This window comes from Azohydromonas aeria, assembly GCF_009760915.1.
Taxonomy (GTDB): domain Bacteria; phylum Pseudomonadota; class Gammaproteobacteria; order Burkholderiales; family Burkholderiaceae_C; genus Azohydromonas; species Azohydromonas aeria.
Window position 1 is genome coordinate 1 of record NZ_VIDQ01000123.1, and the last position, 13,333, is coordinate 13,333.

Below are 13,333 nucleotides of genomic sequence, written 5' to 3' on the forward strand. Positions count from 1 at the left end.
GCTACTAGGCCGCGACGGGTTCACAGCTGCCCGAGGCTACACGGCGAGGACTGTTGCCATCGTGAACATGCAGCTTCCAGAGGGCGCGGTACGCTGGACAGGTCAACCTCGGACGGAAATGCGGAAAGCCATCCTCCTGCTGTTCGTGGCGCTGGGCGCCATGGCTGGCCTGCTTGCGACGGTGGAGGAGGGGTGGGGGCTGCGCGTCCTCATGGTGACCATCGGGATGGTGGTCGGCCTTGCCATCGGTGGAGCCTTGTCGAGGATCGGCTTGCGAAGGGGGCTGACAAGACGATCGAGCGCGTACCGTGGCTTTCCTCCACCGTTATTTGGTGAGGATCTGGCTCAGAACTACTGGCGCGATAGAGGCCACTTGCCCTTTACGAAGCCGCCGTCAGCCGACCCGGATCACCACATGTTCGACCCCGACAAGCTGGACTGACTACCGCTTCTTGTCGAGCACGTCTCGCGTGATCCGCTTGGCCTCGTCGAGCGTGGCGCCGGCGTCGTTGGTCGCCTGCCGGCCGGATTGCAGCAGGAGCGACTTTTTCGTCGTGACCGTGCCATCCGAATTGCGGACGATCTCGGCCTTCGAGTCGAACTCCTGGGCCGTGTCTTCCGCCCGGTGTCGGATGGCGGCCCCCTGGCGCTGGATATCGGCGCGTGCTGGCACCGATACAGCCGGATCCGGGCCGGTAAGGCCTGGGGCTTCCAGCCCTCCACCCATGCGTGCCCTGTTCGCGCGATGCGCGGCCGGCAGGTCTGGGTTCAGGTTCTGCGCTGCTGCGTCCGAGGTGTGGGTGCGCCGCAGATCGTTGAACGTCGTGGGCACGGATGTGCCATCCACGAATACCGGGGTCGGAGGCAGCCCCTGGCGCGCCAGCTCGGCGTCGAGCAGCGCGTGGGCTGCGGCACTGTTCCCGCCGTGGCGCTCGGCGTAGCGCATGAACATCTCCAGGTTGTGCGGGTCCTGGGCAATGTCGATGGCGATGGCCTCGCCCCGCTCCTGGGCAGCGGAAAGGCGCTCGGCGAGGGCGGTCCGCTCCCCATAGGCTGCCTGCGCCCGCGCCACCCGTGATGTGGAGGTGGCCAGCCGGGACGCCAGCTCGCTGGACTGGCGTTCGTCGTCGGAGACGGCCCGGATGAAGGAGCTGTCGCGCGACACCCGGTCGCCAAACTGCTTGAACTCAGCGAGCTGATCGCTGGTCATCGCGCTCAGTACCTTGCGCTCGTCAGACGACAGGCTTGCTTGGTAAGTCTTCCCGGCGTTGCCCTGCGCGGACGCGCCGGCGATGCCAGTGTTGAGCCCAAGATGTGCCGCAGCGCCGAAGGCGATGTTGGCAACCTGTGCCTGCGACAGTCCGGTGATGTCCGACACACCGCGCGTGATCTGGTCCAGCCGGTTCAGCGTCTCCCCGACCTGCTCGAAACTGCTGGACGTCGAGCCGGACATGCTGCGCGAGGAATGCAGTCGCGCGACGCCTTTGCCGAAGGCTTCGGCCAGCACCACGGAGCGCTCGGTGCCCGCGGCCACCAGCTCGCTGCGCGCCGCCTCGGCCTGCCGGCTCGCCTCGGTGACCTCCTGCTGGCCGACGCGCAGCGACACGACCCGCGACGCGAAACCCTGGTTGCGCAGCAGGCTCGCCGCCGTGCGGCCGCTGAGCAGGCTGCTGGTGAGGGTGTCGCCCGTGGTGTCGGACTGCCAGGAGCGCATGAAGGCGGAGGTGCGGTTCGGCGCGAGTTGCACCTGGTCCATGGCGACGTTGCCCATCGAGACGTTGCCGACCGCCGCGCTGCCGGTCGTGCTGCCCAGCATGCCCTGCAGCCCGGCGAGCCCGCCGACCAGCGCGGTGCCGAAGTTCTCCATGCGCTTGAGCGCCGCCCAGGCGACGAAGGGGATGCTGATCGCGATGTAGCCGACCACCGCCTCGCCCGAGATCGCCCGCGCGTAGATCGTCGAGGCCGTCTGCAGCGACAGCGCCCGGGCGCCGGTGCCCAGGTCGGCCGCGGCGGCCAGGTCGTAGGCCGCGTACACGCCGGCCATGTAGTTGAGCACCGCGTACAGCGGCGGCCAGAGCTGGATCCAGACCAGGATCGCGGCATACCCCTTGAAGGCCATCACCGTCTCGCGCCCGCTGGTGACCAGGAGCAGCAGCACGAACAGCGGGAACAGCGCGAAGGTCAGGGCCTCGATCACGTTGCGGAAGACCGGCAGGGCCTGCTCGGCCACCTTGCCGAAATTGATCCAGGCGGCGTTCTTCTGCGCCACGGCCTGCGCCCGGCCCACGGCCAGCACCATGGCGGCCGGGTCGGCGGTCTTCTGGCCGGCCAGCGTCCCGGCATCCTCGATCGCGTTGAGCACGGCGTTCTGCCGGACCAGGTCGGCGGCCGTGGCCGCGGCATCGGCGATGCCGTTGCGCAGGTAGGCCTGCTGGACCTGCCCGGCGATGGCCGCGGCGGCCACCGGGCCGGGCAGGGTCGGATTGAGCTGGAACGCCAGCCGGCCCTGGAGGCGCAGGAGCTGCGCGGGCAGCCGGCCGTCGAGGCTGGCGTACACGGCGGGGCAGGTCGCCACCGTCACCGCGCCGTCCGCCCCGGCCACCGTGCTGAACCGCGCCGGGTTGGGCGTGGCCATCAGCGCCCACACGTCCGGCGCCGCGGCGAACACGCCCGGATCGACCGTGCCGTCGATCAGGTCGTACATCGTGCAGTTGTGGATGAAGTTGACCAGGTCCGTGCGGAAGGCCGGGTCCTGGAACACCACGCCGGCGGTCTCCCGGATCAGCCGGTTGCCGAACATCAGGCCGTTCTCCTGGTACGCCAGCTCGGCCGGCAGCGCGCCGGGCCCGGGGATGAGCTGGAACGCCGTCTCGAACAGCGTCGTGAGCGCGTGGCCGATGGTGCTGGGCACGCTGCCCAGCACGGCGATCCCCAGCGGCACGTTGTCCACGACCTTCACCGGCGAGCCGCCGGTCTTGTCCACGATGCCCACCGTGGACCGCGGCACGATCAGCACCGCGAACACCACCACCACGGTGCCGAGCCACTTCCAGCCCTGCAGCTTCTCCGGGGCGAAGGCGTAGGCCACCGCGGCGGCCACGAAGCCGCAGAAGGCCACGGCCGCCAGCGCGGCCCGGTAGTCGCCGGCGCCGTGGATCGCCGCGGCGGCGTTGAAGACGCCGAACAGGCTGTCGGCGTTCTGGTAGGCGTAGACCTCCCACATGGCCGTCTCCCGAGGAAGCGCTACCGCAGGGCGTACGCGGCGCGCTGGCCGAGCATGTCGATCACGTGCTGGGGCATGCTGGAGCGCAGCTGCCGCTCCAGCTGTTCCAGGTGGCCGGCGACGGCGCGCACCGAGCCGAGCTTCTGGTACAGCAGCCCCTTCTCCTGCGCGAGCTGCAGCAGCATCCCTTGCGCGCGCTGGCGCAACTGGGCCGCCTGCTCGCGCTGGGCCTGGTTCAGCGTGTGGTCCTTGTCGAGCGCGGCCAGTCCCAGGCGCAGGTGGCGCTCCAGGAAGACGTGGGCGTAGTCGGCGGCGATGAGGTCGCGGTACTGCGCGATCAGGCTCTCCGCCAGGCCGGAGCCGGGGATGGTGGCGCCGATGGAGAGCATCCGGTACACGGGCTCGGTGGTCTGGTTGACGAAGCCGACCTCGGGCGAGTCGTTGGGAATGGCGGTGCGGGTGGCGATCCTGTCGGCGATGGAGCGCATCAGAACCTCGACCTTGGCCGTGAACGGCGTGTGCATGTAGTCCGTGTCCAGCGTCACGGCGGCGCACTGCCCGTGGTCGCTGCAGCGCAGCAGGTGCTGGCGCACGTCGCCGCCCGTGCCAGGTCCCTGCCCGTACAGCAGCTGGCTGAGGGAGGTGATGGTCGGCGCGATGGGCTCGGGGTCGCGGCCTTCCTCCTCGGGGTGGTAGATCACCGTCCCGACGAGGCTCATGATGAGCTCGCGCTCGCCGTCGTCGAGGGCGGTGCCGGCGGCCTGCAGGGCCTTCCAGGTGAGGTTGCCGACGAAGGGCGCCCGGTTGCGCACGCGCGGGTCGGCAGAGGTGCGGGCCGCGGCCAGGATGCCGGGGCGGTCGCTGGCGCAGCGCCGGCGCGCGGCGTCGCGGTCGCCCTCCAGGCCCAGCTCGATCGCCAGGTCGGCGCAGATCTCCTGCGCGCTGTAGCCGGCCGCCTCGGCGGCCGTGCTGGCGACGGCCTTGGCCGTCTCGCAGGAGTTGATGCGCGCGTTGTTGATCCAGGTCTCCAGGCCCTTGGCCCACTTGCTCAGGCCGCCCAGCAGCGGCGAGACGGATTCGAGCGCAAGCTGGAACGCGATGCCGGGCAGGGCGGCGGTGACGTTGCGCAGCATGTTCTTGAACTCGTCGGCGGAGATGTGCGAGAACGAGCCGCCGAACACGTCGATGCCCCCGCAACCGGCCTTGGCGCTCGGGAACTCAACGGCCGCGAGCTGGTAGACCTTGCTGGGCGAGCGCATGAAAATGCTGCCGCCGGTGTAGGTGTTGAAGGCCTGCCCGCGGAAGGCGCCGGGCGCGGTGTAGTTGCCGATGGCACCGAGGTTGGCGAACATGCTGTCCACCTCGGCATTGAGGTCGCCCGCGCGCGGCGCCAGCGGCGCCAGGGCCAGCGCGGCGGCCGCCACCGCGGCCCGGGTGCGTGCGGTTGGTCGGTTCGGCATGGCGGTTCCTCCTGCGGACTCAGGGCCGCGCGAGCCGGTGCACGGCGCCCGGCACCAGGGCCTCGAAGTCCGGCGACGCGGCTGCGGCGATGCGCTCCACGAGCTGGCTCTCCGACATCACGCCGAAGCCGATGGGCACGATGCGCCCGGTGAAGGGCTGCGCCAGGTAGACGGCCGGCACCTGCGTCACGCGCAGCGCCGTCGCGGTGCCGTTGTCGCGCCGCGCCTGCGCGAAGCCCGGCATCGCCCCGCCGTCCAGGCTCACGGCCTCCACGCGCAGGCCGTGCCGCTGCTGGAAGGCCTGCAGGGTCGGCGCGAAGGCGTGGCAGTAGGGGCAGTCGCCGCGGAAGAAGAACAGCAGCACGTGGTCGCGCCCCAGCGCCGCGATGGCGCGCGAGCGCTCGCCGGCCTGCCGCTCCTCGAACACCTCCAGCGCCCGGGCGTTGACCGGGCGCCCCTGCAGCGTCGGGTCCAGCCCCGGCGTGGTCCAGGCCACGCGGCGGGCCACGTCGGCGAAGGCGGACGCCCGGGCCACGACGCGGGCCTCCAGCTCCATGTAGCGCCGGACGTTGGCCTCGGTGGGGCGCATGACGGCGACGCCGCGGGCGTCCTCCAGCGCCTGGCGCAGGCGGTCGAGCTCGGCCAGCTCCACCGGCCGGGCAGGGGCCGATGCGGGCGCCGCCGGCGGGGAGACGTTCCGCGGGGGCGCGGGCGGCCTCTCGTCCGGTGCGGGGTCCTCGTAGAAGTGCCAGCCGCGCCAGGCGTCGGCCCAGAAGGTGTCCGGCAGGCCCTGTCCCCATGCGGCAGCCGACAGGGCGCCCGCCAGGAGGAGGGCCACGCACCGCGGCGCGCCGGTGGCCGGGCGCCTCATGACCGCGAGCGCGGCGGCAGGCCGTCGCGGCAGTAGTCGATGCCGAAGTCCACGGTCTGCCGGCGTGGGGCCGGCGTGCCGGGCAGCTGCACCCCGTCCTGCCAGAAGCGCACGTTCAGGCGGCTGCAGCCCGGCTGGGCGTAGCGGCGCAGGGTGCTGACGTCGATGTGGATCGGGGACGTGGCCCTGAAGCGGCCGGTGATGGCGTCGGCCAGCGGGCCGGCCAGCACGCCATGCGCCTGGCCATCCGGCGCGGCGATGGCCGCGACCAGCAGCGGCCGGGCATCGGGGACCGGCAGCCGCTGCTGCGCGGCGGCGAGCATCGGCAGCGCGAGCAGCAGCGAGGAGAGCAGGCATCGGTTCACTGGCACCTCCCCTGTCCGTGGTAGCAGGCCGGCACGCGGCCGCCCGCCTGGGCCCGCAGCGCCGCCTCGTCGGGCAGCACGGGCACCAGCGAGGCGTAGAACTCCGACAGGTCCATCGCCGCGAAGTCCAGCGCCTGCAACTGGGCCACCGTGAAGCCGGAGCAGTCGGGCGCCTTCGCGCTGCCCCAGCCCTTGCCGACCTGGACGCGCCCCTGCTCGTTGACGATGCGCGCCAGCACCGAGTTGAAGCAGCACTTGGAAGTCGTGTGTTCGATGCAGGACACGCAGCGGCCCAGGACCCGGATGCACGAGGAACAGTACGTCCCCACCGTCCGGCACAGCCGCGCGCCTTCCTGCATCGCCAGCCGGCCCTCGTCCGCGCTGCACGACATCATCGACATCACGACGTGGAGGACGACGGCAATGGCCAGCGTCCAGGGGTCGAAGGCCACGGCGAGGCCATCGCCGGCGTGGAGCAGCACGGATCCGGCAGGCAGGGCCGTGCCGTTGACGGCGACGGTCACGCCGTAGGTGGTGAACGAACCACCGAAGCCGCCGCCCGTCAGCAGCGCCTGCAGGCCCTGGGTGACGAAGCGGCGGTTGCCGGCGTTCATCAGCACGTCGTAGACCAGGCGCGACCCGACGCCGAACAGGCTCCCGTTGGTCATGGCGGCGCCCCGGGTGTCGGCCTGGCAGCAGTTGCCCAGCAGGCGGTCGCGGCAGCGGCTGTCCTCGCCGGCGAAGACCTGCAGCCGCTCGGTGTCGAGGTACACGCCGGCCTCGCGCGCGGCCTCCATGAAGGTCGTGCTGCGCGCGAAGTCGGGATCGTCCGGGCGGCCGGTGTCGAAGCAGCGGCCCTGCACGCAGAACGTGGTGCCGGCGCAGCCCGCGGCGCCTGCCGGCGCGCCGATGCAGCCGACGTGCCAGGCCACCAGGTCGTCCAGCAGGGCAGAGGGGCTGCGCGTGATGTCGCGGGCGGCGGCCACCGCCGGATCGCCAGGGCCGACCTCGGGGCGCGGGGTCCGTGCCGATTCGAGTGCGCCGCGCTGGGCCTGGCAGGCGGGATCGTCCGGCCGCGCGGTGCACTGCGCCAGGTGCGCGCGCGCCTGCGCCGCCAGGTCGGGCTGGCGGTAGTACGTGGCCTCGGCGGGGGCCGTCGTGTAGCCGGGCACGACCTCCGCGGCGGAGGGCGCCGTGATGCCGGCGCGGGCGGCGGGAATCGCGGCCCGGCCGGCGGCCAGGCCCTCCGCGTGCGGATCGGCCAGCGCGGCCGTCTGCGCGGCGACGAGGCTGGACGCGGCCAGGGCGCAGACCAGCAGGCGCGGCGTCATGGCCGGGCTCCCAGCCGCTCCAGGAACCGCTTCGCGTCCGGGGCGAAGGCGGGGGCCGCGCTGCGGAACCGCGCCAGCGCGTAGTCGAGGCTGACGTCCCCGGCCGCCTTCACGAAGGCGTCGCCGTTGCTGCACAGGCTGCCCACGCAGGACGGCGAGGACGCGCCGGTGTGCACCAGCACGAAGGTCGGCACGCTGGCCACCGCGTAGCGGTCGAAGGCCTGCGGATCGACCTGCACCGCCACCAGCTGCGCGCCGACGAGCTGCCTCACCCGGGTCACGGTGCGCGTCATCGAGCCCTCGGCCAGGCCGCGCAGCACCAGCACCGCGCGCGAACGCGCCGCCTGGTCCGCAAGGCGGGCCAGGGTGGCCTCGGGCATGGACAGGCTGATGAAGACCAGCAGGCGCGGCGGCGGCGCGGCGGCGAGCGCCGGCGGCTGTGCGGCGGCGTCGAAGCCCCGCGCCAGCGCCCCGAGGTCCACCGTGTCGCGTGTCACCGGCGCCGGAAGGGCGTCGATGCGGGGCGTGGACGGGGGCGCCATCCGGCGCAACTCGGCGTCCGTGGGCGCGCGGTGGCGCCGGCGGGCCTCTTCGATGTCGCGCTCGGTGACCTGCGGCTGCTGGCGTCGCGCGCGCTTGATGTCGGCCTCGCCCACGGCGGGCGCGGGCTGCGCCTGCGCGGCGGCGGCCAGCAGCAGCGCCAGGGCCGGCAGGCCCGCGCGCCGGCGGGGATGCTCAGTAGCCCGCACAGCAGTTCCTCTTGCGGAAAAGCAGGAACGCGAAGTCCTCGCCGCCCACCGGGTACTCCTTGCCGGCGCCCCAGGTGATGGTGCTGCGGCCGAAGGGCTGGCAGCAGCGGCCGTCCTCCTTCGCGGTATTGGCGACGGGCCAGGTCAGCTGCGTCTTGTAGGCCGTCTTGTCCATGGTGGGCAGGAAGTACGGCCCGCACAGGCCGGCCGACCCGTGCCAGCCCCAGGCCAGCAGCCCGCGGTGCATCCGGGCCATGAGCCGCTGCGCCAGCAGCGCCGCGGTGCGCACGCCGCCCAGGTGGTAGGGCACGTGGCCGTCCAGCGGGTAGAGCCCGCCCTGGCAGCCCGCGCACCAGAACAGGTTCGCCACCCCGAAGCCGGCGGTCGCGGCGACGCAGTCGGCGGCGCAGGCGGCCACGGCCGCCGGGTTGGCGAACAGCACCGCCTCGGGATGCAGGATCAGCGCCAGCTCGTCGTCGTTCCACAGCGGATCGACCTCGCTGAGCCAGGCCAGGTCGAAGGAGCCGGGCTCCAGGCAAGGGAAGTCCGCCACCACCTGCAGCCAGTACAGCACCGGGTTCAGGTAGAGGTGGGCCTGGTAGAAGCTGCTGCCGTCCCCGTCGCCTTCCGGGCGCGTGAACCGGGCGCCCGCGGGCGCCGGCAGGCCGGGGTCCAGGTCCACCCCGCCCAGCGACGGCAGGCAGAAGGGCTTGCGGACCACCTCGACGTGGCGCACCGGCTCCCAGAAGCCGATCGACAGGCCGACGGCCGGGTTGAGGCCGCAACTGCATAGCGGGTTCGGCGGGTTGGGGATGTCCTCCTGGCCGCCGAGGTCGGCCACCGTCGCGCTGCCGATGCTGATGGGCAGGATGCAGCTCCAGCAGATGTCGGTGAGCGGGTCGGGGAAGCGCCCGGTGCAGGTCGCGGCGTCGCCGGCCTGCGCCAGCGCCGGGGCCAGCGCCAGGACGGCGCCGAGGAGCAGGCGCGCGGCGTTCATGGCAGGGCGAGCTCGTCCACGCGCAGGCGCAGCCCGTCCTGCGACACCAGCGCCGGTACCTGGCGGATGCCCAGGCGCCGGGTCAGCAGCCCGCCCTGGTCGTAGTACACCGGCGTGCGCCAGGCCTGCATCAGCGCCAGGTACGAGCCGCCGGTGAGGACAGGCCTGACGCCGCCCGGCTGCCGCTGCGCGATCTCGCGGGCGCGGCGCAGCTGGCGCGGATCCCGGGCGTCGAAGAAGAGCAGTTGCCGGCTCAACCGCACGACCTCCAGCGGGTTGCGGCGCGTGCCGGCGGCGAACAGCAGGCGTCCGTTGGTGTCGAGCACGTTGCGCTCGAGCGTGAGGCTGGGGTCCACCAGGAAGCTGCGGGGGAAGGCGGTCGCGGCCAGGCCCTCCACGGGCGGCGGGTGCCGCGCGGTCTCGATGCCGCGCGCCGCGGCCTGAGCGGCCAGGCGCCGCAGCTCGCCGCTGCGCTGCAGGTCCCGCAGGCGCAGCTCGATGCTCGCAAGCAGGTGCGGCTCGGTGATGGCGTAGGTCGGACCCAGGCTGCCGAGGTCGATGGCCCGCGCCGGCGGCATGCCCGCGAGCGCGAGCGACGCGAGCAGCAGGCCCAGGCCGCGTCTCACGGGCGCCAGGAAAACCGTCGCGGCCGCGCGTGCCGTCCGGGCCGGATGGTGAGCGGGACCAGTGCCTCGCATGCGGGCCTCCACGGCGTTCACAGCAGCGGCACCACCGTGCCGATGACCTGCGCGGCGGGCACGAGGCCGCCGGCGCGGTAGCGGGAGTCGAAGGAGTCCGGGCTGGTGCCCTGGACGTAGTAGTGGCCGGGCGGGATGACGCCGGGCACGATCGGCTCCAGGGGTCGCCCGCCGCGCGTGCGCTCCAGCGCCACGCCGACGGCCTGGCCGTTGACCGACACCTCGCGCCCCCGCACCGTCACCACGTCGCCCGGCAGGCCGCGCACGATCTTGAAGAACGGCTGACCCTGCAGGCCCGGGCGGCTGTCGGCCGCGTCGCCGTTGAAGGCGTAGAGCAGGAGCTGCCCGCGCGCGGCGGGCAGCACGCCGCGGTGCAGCCAGGCCACGTGCCAGGGCAGGCTGGGCGTCCAGTTGAACAGCAGCGGCAGCCGCGGCACCGGGTCGGCGAGCAGGCGCAGGCCCGCGAGCACCCAGACGGCCAGCACCACCAGGTACGGCAGCCAGCTCCAGGGCTGCGCTGGCCGGGACGTCCTGCTGCCGGCAGGAGGTGCGGACAGGAACCTCATGGCGCATCCACCTTGCGCCGCAGCTGCGCCGTCAGGTCCACCACGCCGGCGGACGGCGCGGCGACGGCGCTGCTGAGCATCACCAGGCAGCCGCACTCGCGCGGCAGCTCCTCCAGGGCCAGCGGCAGGCGCTGCGCGAACGTGCGCGCCATCTGCAGGGCCTGCTGGCGCTCCTCGTCGCCGGTGGCGCGCGTGAGGATCTGCGTGAACTCGGCCTCCTTCTGCCGGTAGACCTCGCCCACGTCCACCACGCCCACGCGCAGCGCGGGTCGGACCACCCAGCGGTCGTACCCGGCCAGCGCCGCGCCCACGACCAGCACGGTGACGCCGGCCTGCCGGGCCAGCCGCAGCAGCGTGGTCCTCATGACGCCTGCCCCCGGCGGCGCAGCAGCTCCGCGATGGCCTCGTCGATGCCCAGGCCCTGGGCGCGCAGCTCGTCCAGCGGCGCGTTGTCCTCCAGCTTGTTTGAGAACAGCAGGTGCGTGGCGGGGTCGAGGATGACGCGGGCCACGCCCTCGCCGGCGGGCGAGGCCACGTAGACCTCGGAGAACGCGCCCGGCTCGGTGCGAAGCGAGCCCAGCAGCCGCTTCCTGGCCGCGTCCATCGACAGCCGCCCCTTGCGGTCCAGCATCTCGATCGACTCGGGCTTCTGGCGCAGCAGGAACACCCAGTCCGAGCAGTTGAAGGCCGCCTCCATCTGCACCGAGCCGTAGTAGTCGTCGGCGCTCTGCGTGGCCGTGCCCAGGGCGCCGCCGTACTTGCGCGCCCGGCGCGCGGCTTCCTCCACCACCGCGGCCTTCACCGGGTCGTCGCCGCCGGTGTCGCCCAGCTGCTGCCTGAGCTCGTCGATGAAGAGCAGCTTGCGCCGGTTGCGCGTGAGGTACATCTCGCCGGTGATGCGGTGCAGCAGCAGCAGGTTGACCACCGCGTGCAGGTCCGGCCGGCGCCGCAGCTCCTCGTTCTCGATGACGATGAAGTCGTTGTCGAAGTCGACGTTGGCGCGGCCCTCGAAGAAGCGCTCGTACTGCCCGCCGCGGGCGTACGGGTTGAGCATGAGCGCGAGGTCCTTGATGCGCGGATCGTTGACCGCGCCCAGCTCCTCGATGGTCCCGGCGCGGAACGCGTCGCGCAGCGCGGTGATCGTGAGGTCGTTGCCGTGCGCGCGGAACAGCCGCAGCACCATCGCCGAGAGGGCCTTGTACTGGACCTCGTCCAGCGTGCCCGGCGGCGCGGCCATGCGGGCGATGGCCGGCACCAGCATGTCGATGTCCTCGTGGATGTCCGCGATCGCGGAGAACGGGTTCAGGCAGATGTCGGCGTCGGCGCGGAACTCGATGTAGGTGCCGCCGGCGCGGCGGCACAGCCGCTCGAAGGAGCGGCCCAGGTCCAGCATCCACACCCGCGCGCCGATGGCGCGGTAGGACCAGGCCATCTCGTTCATCAGCACCGACTTGCCCGAGCCCGGCGCGCCGACGATGGCGAAGTTGTAGTTGCCCAGGTCGTTGTCGAAGAGGTCCAGCGTCATGAGCTGGCCGCGGCGGCCGCCGAACACCAGCGCCGGCGTGGGCGTGCCGCGCCACTCGGCCACCAGCGGCGCGAGGTGCACGGCGTTGGCCACGGTCTTGCGCGTGACGCGCCGCATCCGCGCCAGGTCGCGGTGCAGCCGCTCCGACAGCGTCATGGGCAGGCTCGCCAGCAGCGCCTGCCGGTGCATGTAGGCGTCGGCGTTGATGCGGAAGCCCCGGCCGCGCCAGATGGCGCCGGCGGCCTCCTGCGCGGCGGCGGCCTTTTCCGGGGGAGCGAACACGGCCAGCTGGTGGTACAGGCTCACCAGGCTGCTGCCGGTGTCCAGCGCCTGCGCGGCCGCGGTCCAGTCCTGCAGCTTGCGGCCCACGTCGGGCATCACCGCCGCCATGGAGCTGCGCGCGTTCTGCGTCGCCCGCACGTGGTTGGCCGTGACGACGGAGCGGGCCAGGTTCGGGTCGAGCACGTGCACGCCCAGCGTCAGCAGGAAGGGCGAGCTGTACTGCAGCGCGGGCTGCATCAGGTCGCCGATGAGCGAGCCCATCTGCCACAGCGCGAAGCGCTCGGGGAAGGACTTGATGGAGTGGAAGCGCGCCTCCAGCCGTGGCCCGCCGCCGGCCTTCCACAGCGTCAGGCCGCCGGGGTGGGCGTCCTGGACGGTGTCAAAGTCGACGATCTGGTCGCGGATCTCGCGCCCGTCGTCGTAGTGCAGGCGCGCCGCGCCGGGCTGCAGCAGGCGGTCGGGGTTGGTGAACAGCGCGCACCAGTTGATCAGGTCCGCGGCATCGCACACGCGGCCGGGCAGCGAGGCCGAGCGCAGCGCCGAGGCCATGGTCTCGCGCAGCGAGAGCAGCGCCTCGTGCCGGGCGGGGTCGCGCGCGTCGCCGGCCAGGGTCACGCTCAGCATCAGGCGGAAGTCGCGCACCGTGTAGTGGAAGCCCGATGTCAGCGACTGCTGCGCGCCGCGCAGCAGGTGGCCCACGCGCTGGCGCGCCAGGCGGCGGAAGAGGTTGTCGTTGCGCACGGGACGGCCCTGCAGCACGGCCCGGTCGGCCTGGTCCACGTCCTCGACGCGCAGGTTGGCGTAGCGGCACAGCGGCTCGTGCACGTGCGGCGAGGCGAGCAGGTGGAACTGCACGCCGGTGCCGGGCGGACAGACCGGGTACAGCGAGGCCAGCACCTCGCACATGCGCTCGTCCGCGCCCGACTGCGGCAGCAGCTCCATCAGGAAGCCCGGGCCGTCGCGGTTGACGAAGACCCGTTCCTCGGGAAGGTAGGCGCTGTAGGGCAGCCAGGAGCCGAACTGCTCCGCCGGCGTCTCGTCCGGTATCCCGAAGCGCCACCATGACCGTCCCGGCAGCGGCGCGGCCGGTGCGGGGGCGTGCGGCGTGTGCAGGTCCATGGCGGTCCCTTCATTCGCTGATCGGGGTGCGGGGCGGCGGGAGCGGCTGGCCGGGCAGGGCGGGGAGCCCGCCGCCCGGGCGCGGCGCGTCGCCCGCCGGGGCAGGTCCCGCCGGCGGCGTGGCCGAGGCCGGCGCCGCGGCGGGCG

Annotated in this window: 12 protein-coding genes; 1 reads left to right on the forward strand and 11 read right to left on the reverse strand. The window is 73.1% G+C overall.

The genetic code is table 11. From position 1 onward, the window contains the following. Window positions 1-442 (forward strand): hypothetical protein (locus FJ694_RS34185; RefSeq protein WP_232540352.1); only part of this gene is annotated, 442 nt, incomplete at its 5' end. On the opposite strand, the gene FJ694_RS34190 is transcribed toward FJ694_RS34185, so the two are convergent. From FJ694_RS34190 to traC, 11 genes are all read right to left on the reverse strand, one after another. Continuing rightward, a complete protein-coding gene (locus FJ694_RS34190; RefSeq protein WP_157271991.1) occupies window positions 443-3,223 on the reverse strand; it encodes a conjugal transfer protein TraG N-terminal domain-containing protein in 2,781 nt (926 codons plus the stop codon). Between the two features lie 20 nt (window positions 3,224-3,243). Continuing rightward, window positions 3,244-4,683 (reverse strand): conjugal transfer protein TraH, encoded by a 1,440-nt coding sequence (locus tag FJ694_RS34195; protein ID WP_157271992.1) that lies wholly within the window; start codon window positions 4,681-4,683, stop codon window positions 3,244-3,246. A gap of 19 nt (window positions 4,684-4,702) precedes the next feature. Beyond that, a complete protein-coding gene (traF, locus tag FJ694_RS34200) occupies window positions 4,703-5,521 on the reverse strand; it encodes a conjugal transfer protein TraF (protein WP_232540353.1) in 819 nt (272 codons plus the stop codon). 29 nt (window positions 5,522-5,550) lie between these two features. After that, complete coding sequence (locus FJ694_RS34205; RefSeq protein WP_232540354.1) at window positions 5,551-5,919, reverse strand: hypothetical protein; 369 nt, start codon at window positions 5,917-5,919, stop codon at window positions 5,551-5,553. Beyond that, window positions 5,916-7,250 carry a conjugal transfer protein TraN gene (gene traN, locus FJ694_RS34210; protein WP_157271995.1) on the reverse strand — a complete coding sequence of 445 codons (1,335 nt, stop codon included), beginning with the start codon at window positions 7,248-7,250 and terminating at the stop codon, window positions 5,916-5,918. Before traN ends, FJ694_RS34205 begins: the two co-directional genes overlap by 4 nt. After that, the gene (gene trbC, locus FJ694_RS34215) at window positions 7,247-7,999 is read right to left on the reverse strand and encodes a type-F conjugative transfer system pilin assembly protein TrbC (protein ID WP_157271996.1); all 753 of its coding nucleotides are present in this window, start codon (window positions 7,997-7,999) and stop codon (window positions 7,247-7,249) included. Before trbC ends, traN begins: the two co-directional genes overlap by 4 nt. Then, window positions 7,986-8,996 carry a TraU family protein gene (locus FJ694_RS34220; RefSeq protein ID WP_157271997.1) on the reverse strand — a complete coding sequence of 337 codons (1,011 nt, stop codon included), beginning with the start codon at window positions 8,994-8,996 and terminating at the stop codon, window positions 7,986-7,988. The genes trbC and FJ694_RS34220 overlap by 14 nt, the downstream gene beginning before the upstream one ends. Continuing rightward, on the reverse strand, window positions 8,993-9,622 hold the full coding sequence (traW, locus tag FJ694_RS34225) for a type-F conjugative transfer system protein TraW (RefSeq protein WP_232540355.1): 630 nt from the start codon (window positions 9,620-9,622) through the stop codon (window positions 8,993-8,995). The genes FJ694_RS34220 and traW overlap by 4 nt, the downstream gene beginning before the upstream one ends. An 89-nt stretch (window positions 9,623-9,711) precedes the next feature. After that, window positions 9,712-10,260, reverse strand: a complete 549-nt coding sequence (gene traF / locus FJ694_RS34230) for a conjugative transfer signal peptidase TraF (protein WP_157271999.1) — start codon at window positions 10,258-10,260, stop codon at window positions 9,712-9,714. Then, entirely contained in the window at window positions 10,257-10,625 is a 369-nt protein-coding gene (locus tag FJ694_RS34235; protein ID WP_157272000.1) for a hypothetical protein, read from the reverse strand. The genes traF (FJ694_RS34230) and FJ694_RS34235 overlap by 4 nt, the downstream gene beginning before the upstream one ends. Then, window positions 10,622-13,186 carry a type IV secretion system protein TraC gene (gene traC / locus FJ694_RS34240; RefSeq protein WP_157272001.1) on the reverse strand — a complete coding sequence of 855 codons (2,565 nt, stop codon included), beginning with the start codon at window positions 13,184-13,186 and terminating at the stop codon, window positions 10,622-10,624. The genes FJ694_RS34235 and traC overlap by 4 nt, the downstream gene beginning before the upstream one ends. Window positions 13,187-13,333: the final 147 nt, after the last annotated feature.

Coding starts and splice junctions, on each gene's coding strand:
- FJ694_RS34190 (WP_157271991.1), bottom strand. CDS start 3,223: ATGTGGGAGGTCTACGCCTACCAGAACGCCGACAGCCTGTTCGGCGTC.
- FJ694_RS34195 (WP_157271992.1), bottom strand. CDS start 4,683: ATGCCGAACCGACCAACCGCACGCACCCGGGCCGCGGTGGCGGCCGCC.
- traN (WP_157271995.1), bottom strand. CDS start 7,250: ATGACGCCGCGCCTGCTGGTCTGCGCCCTGGCCGCGTCCAGCCTCGTC.
- FJ694_RS34220 (WP_157271997.1), bottom strand. CDS start 8,996: ATGAACGCCGCGCGCCTGCTCCTCGGCGCCGTCCTGGCGCTGGCCCCG.
- traF (WP_157271999.1), bottom strand. CDS start 10,260: ATGAGGTTCCTGTCCGCACCTCCTGCCGGCAGCAGGACGTCCCGGCCA.
- FJ694_RS34235 (WP_157272000.1), bottom strand. CDS start 10,625: ATGAGGACCACGCTGCTGCGGCTGGCCCGGCAGGCCGGCGTCACCGTG.
- traC (WP_157272001.1), bottom strand. CDS start 13,186: ATGGACCTGCACACGCCGCACGCCCCCGCACCGGCCGCGCCGCTGCCG.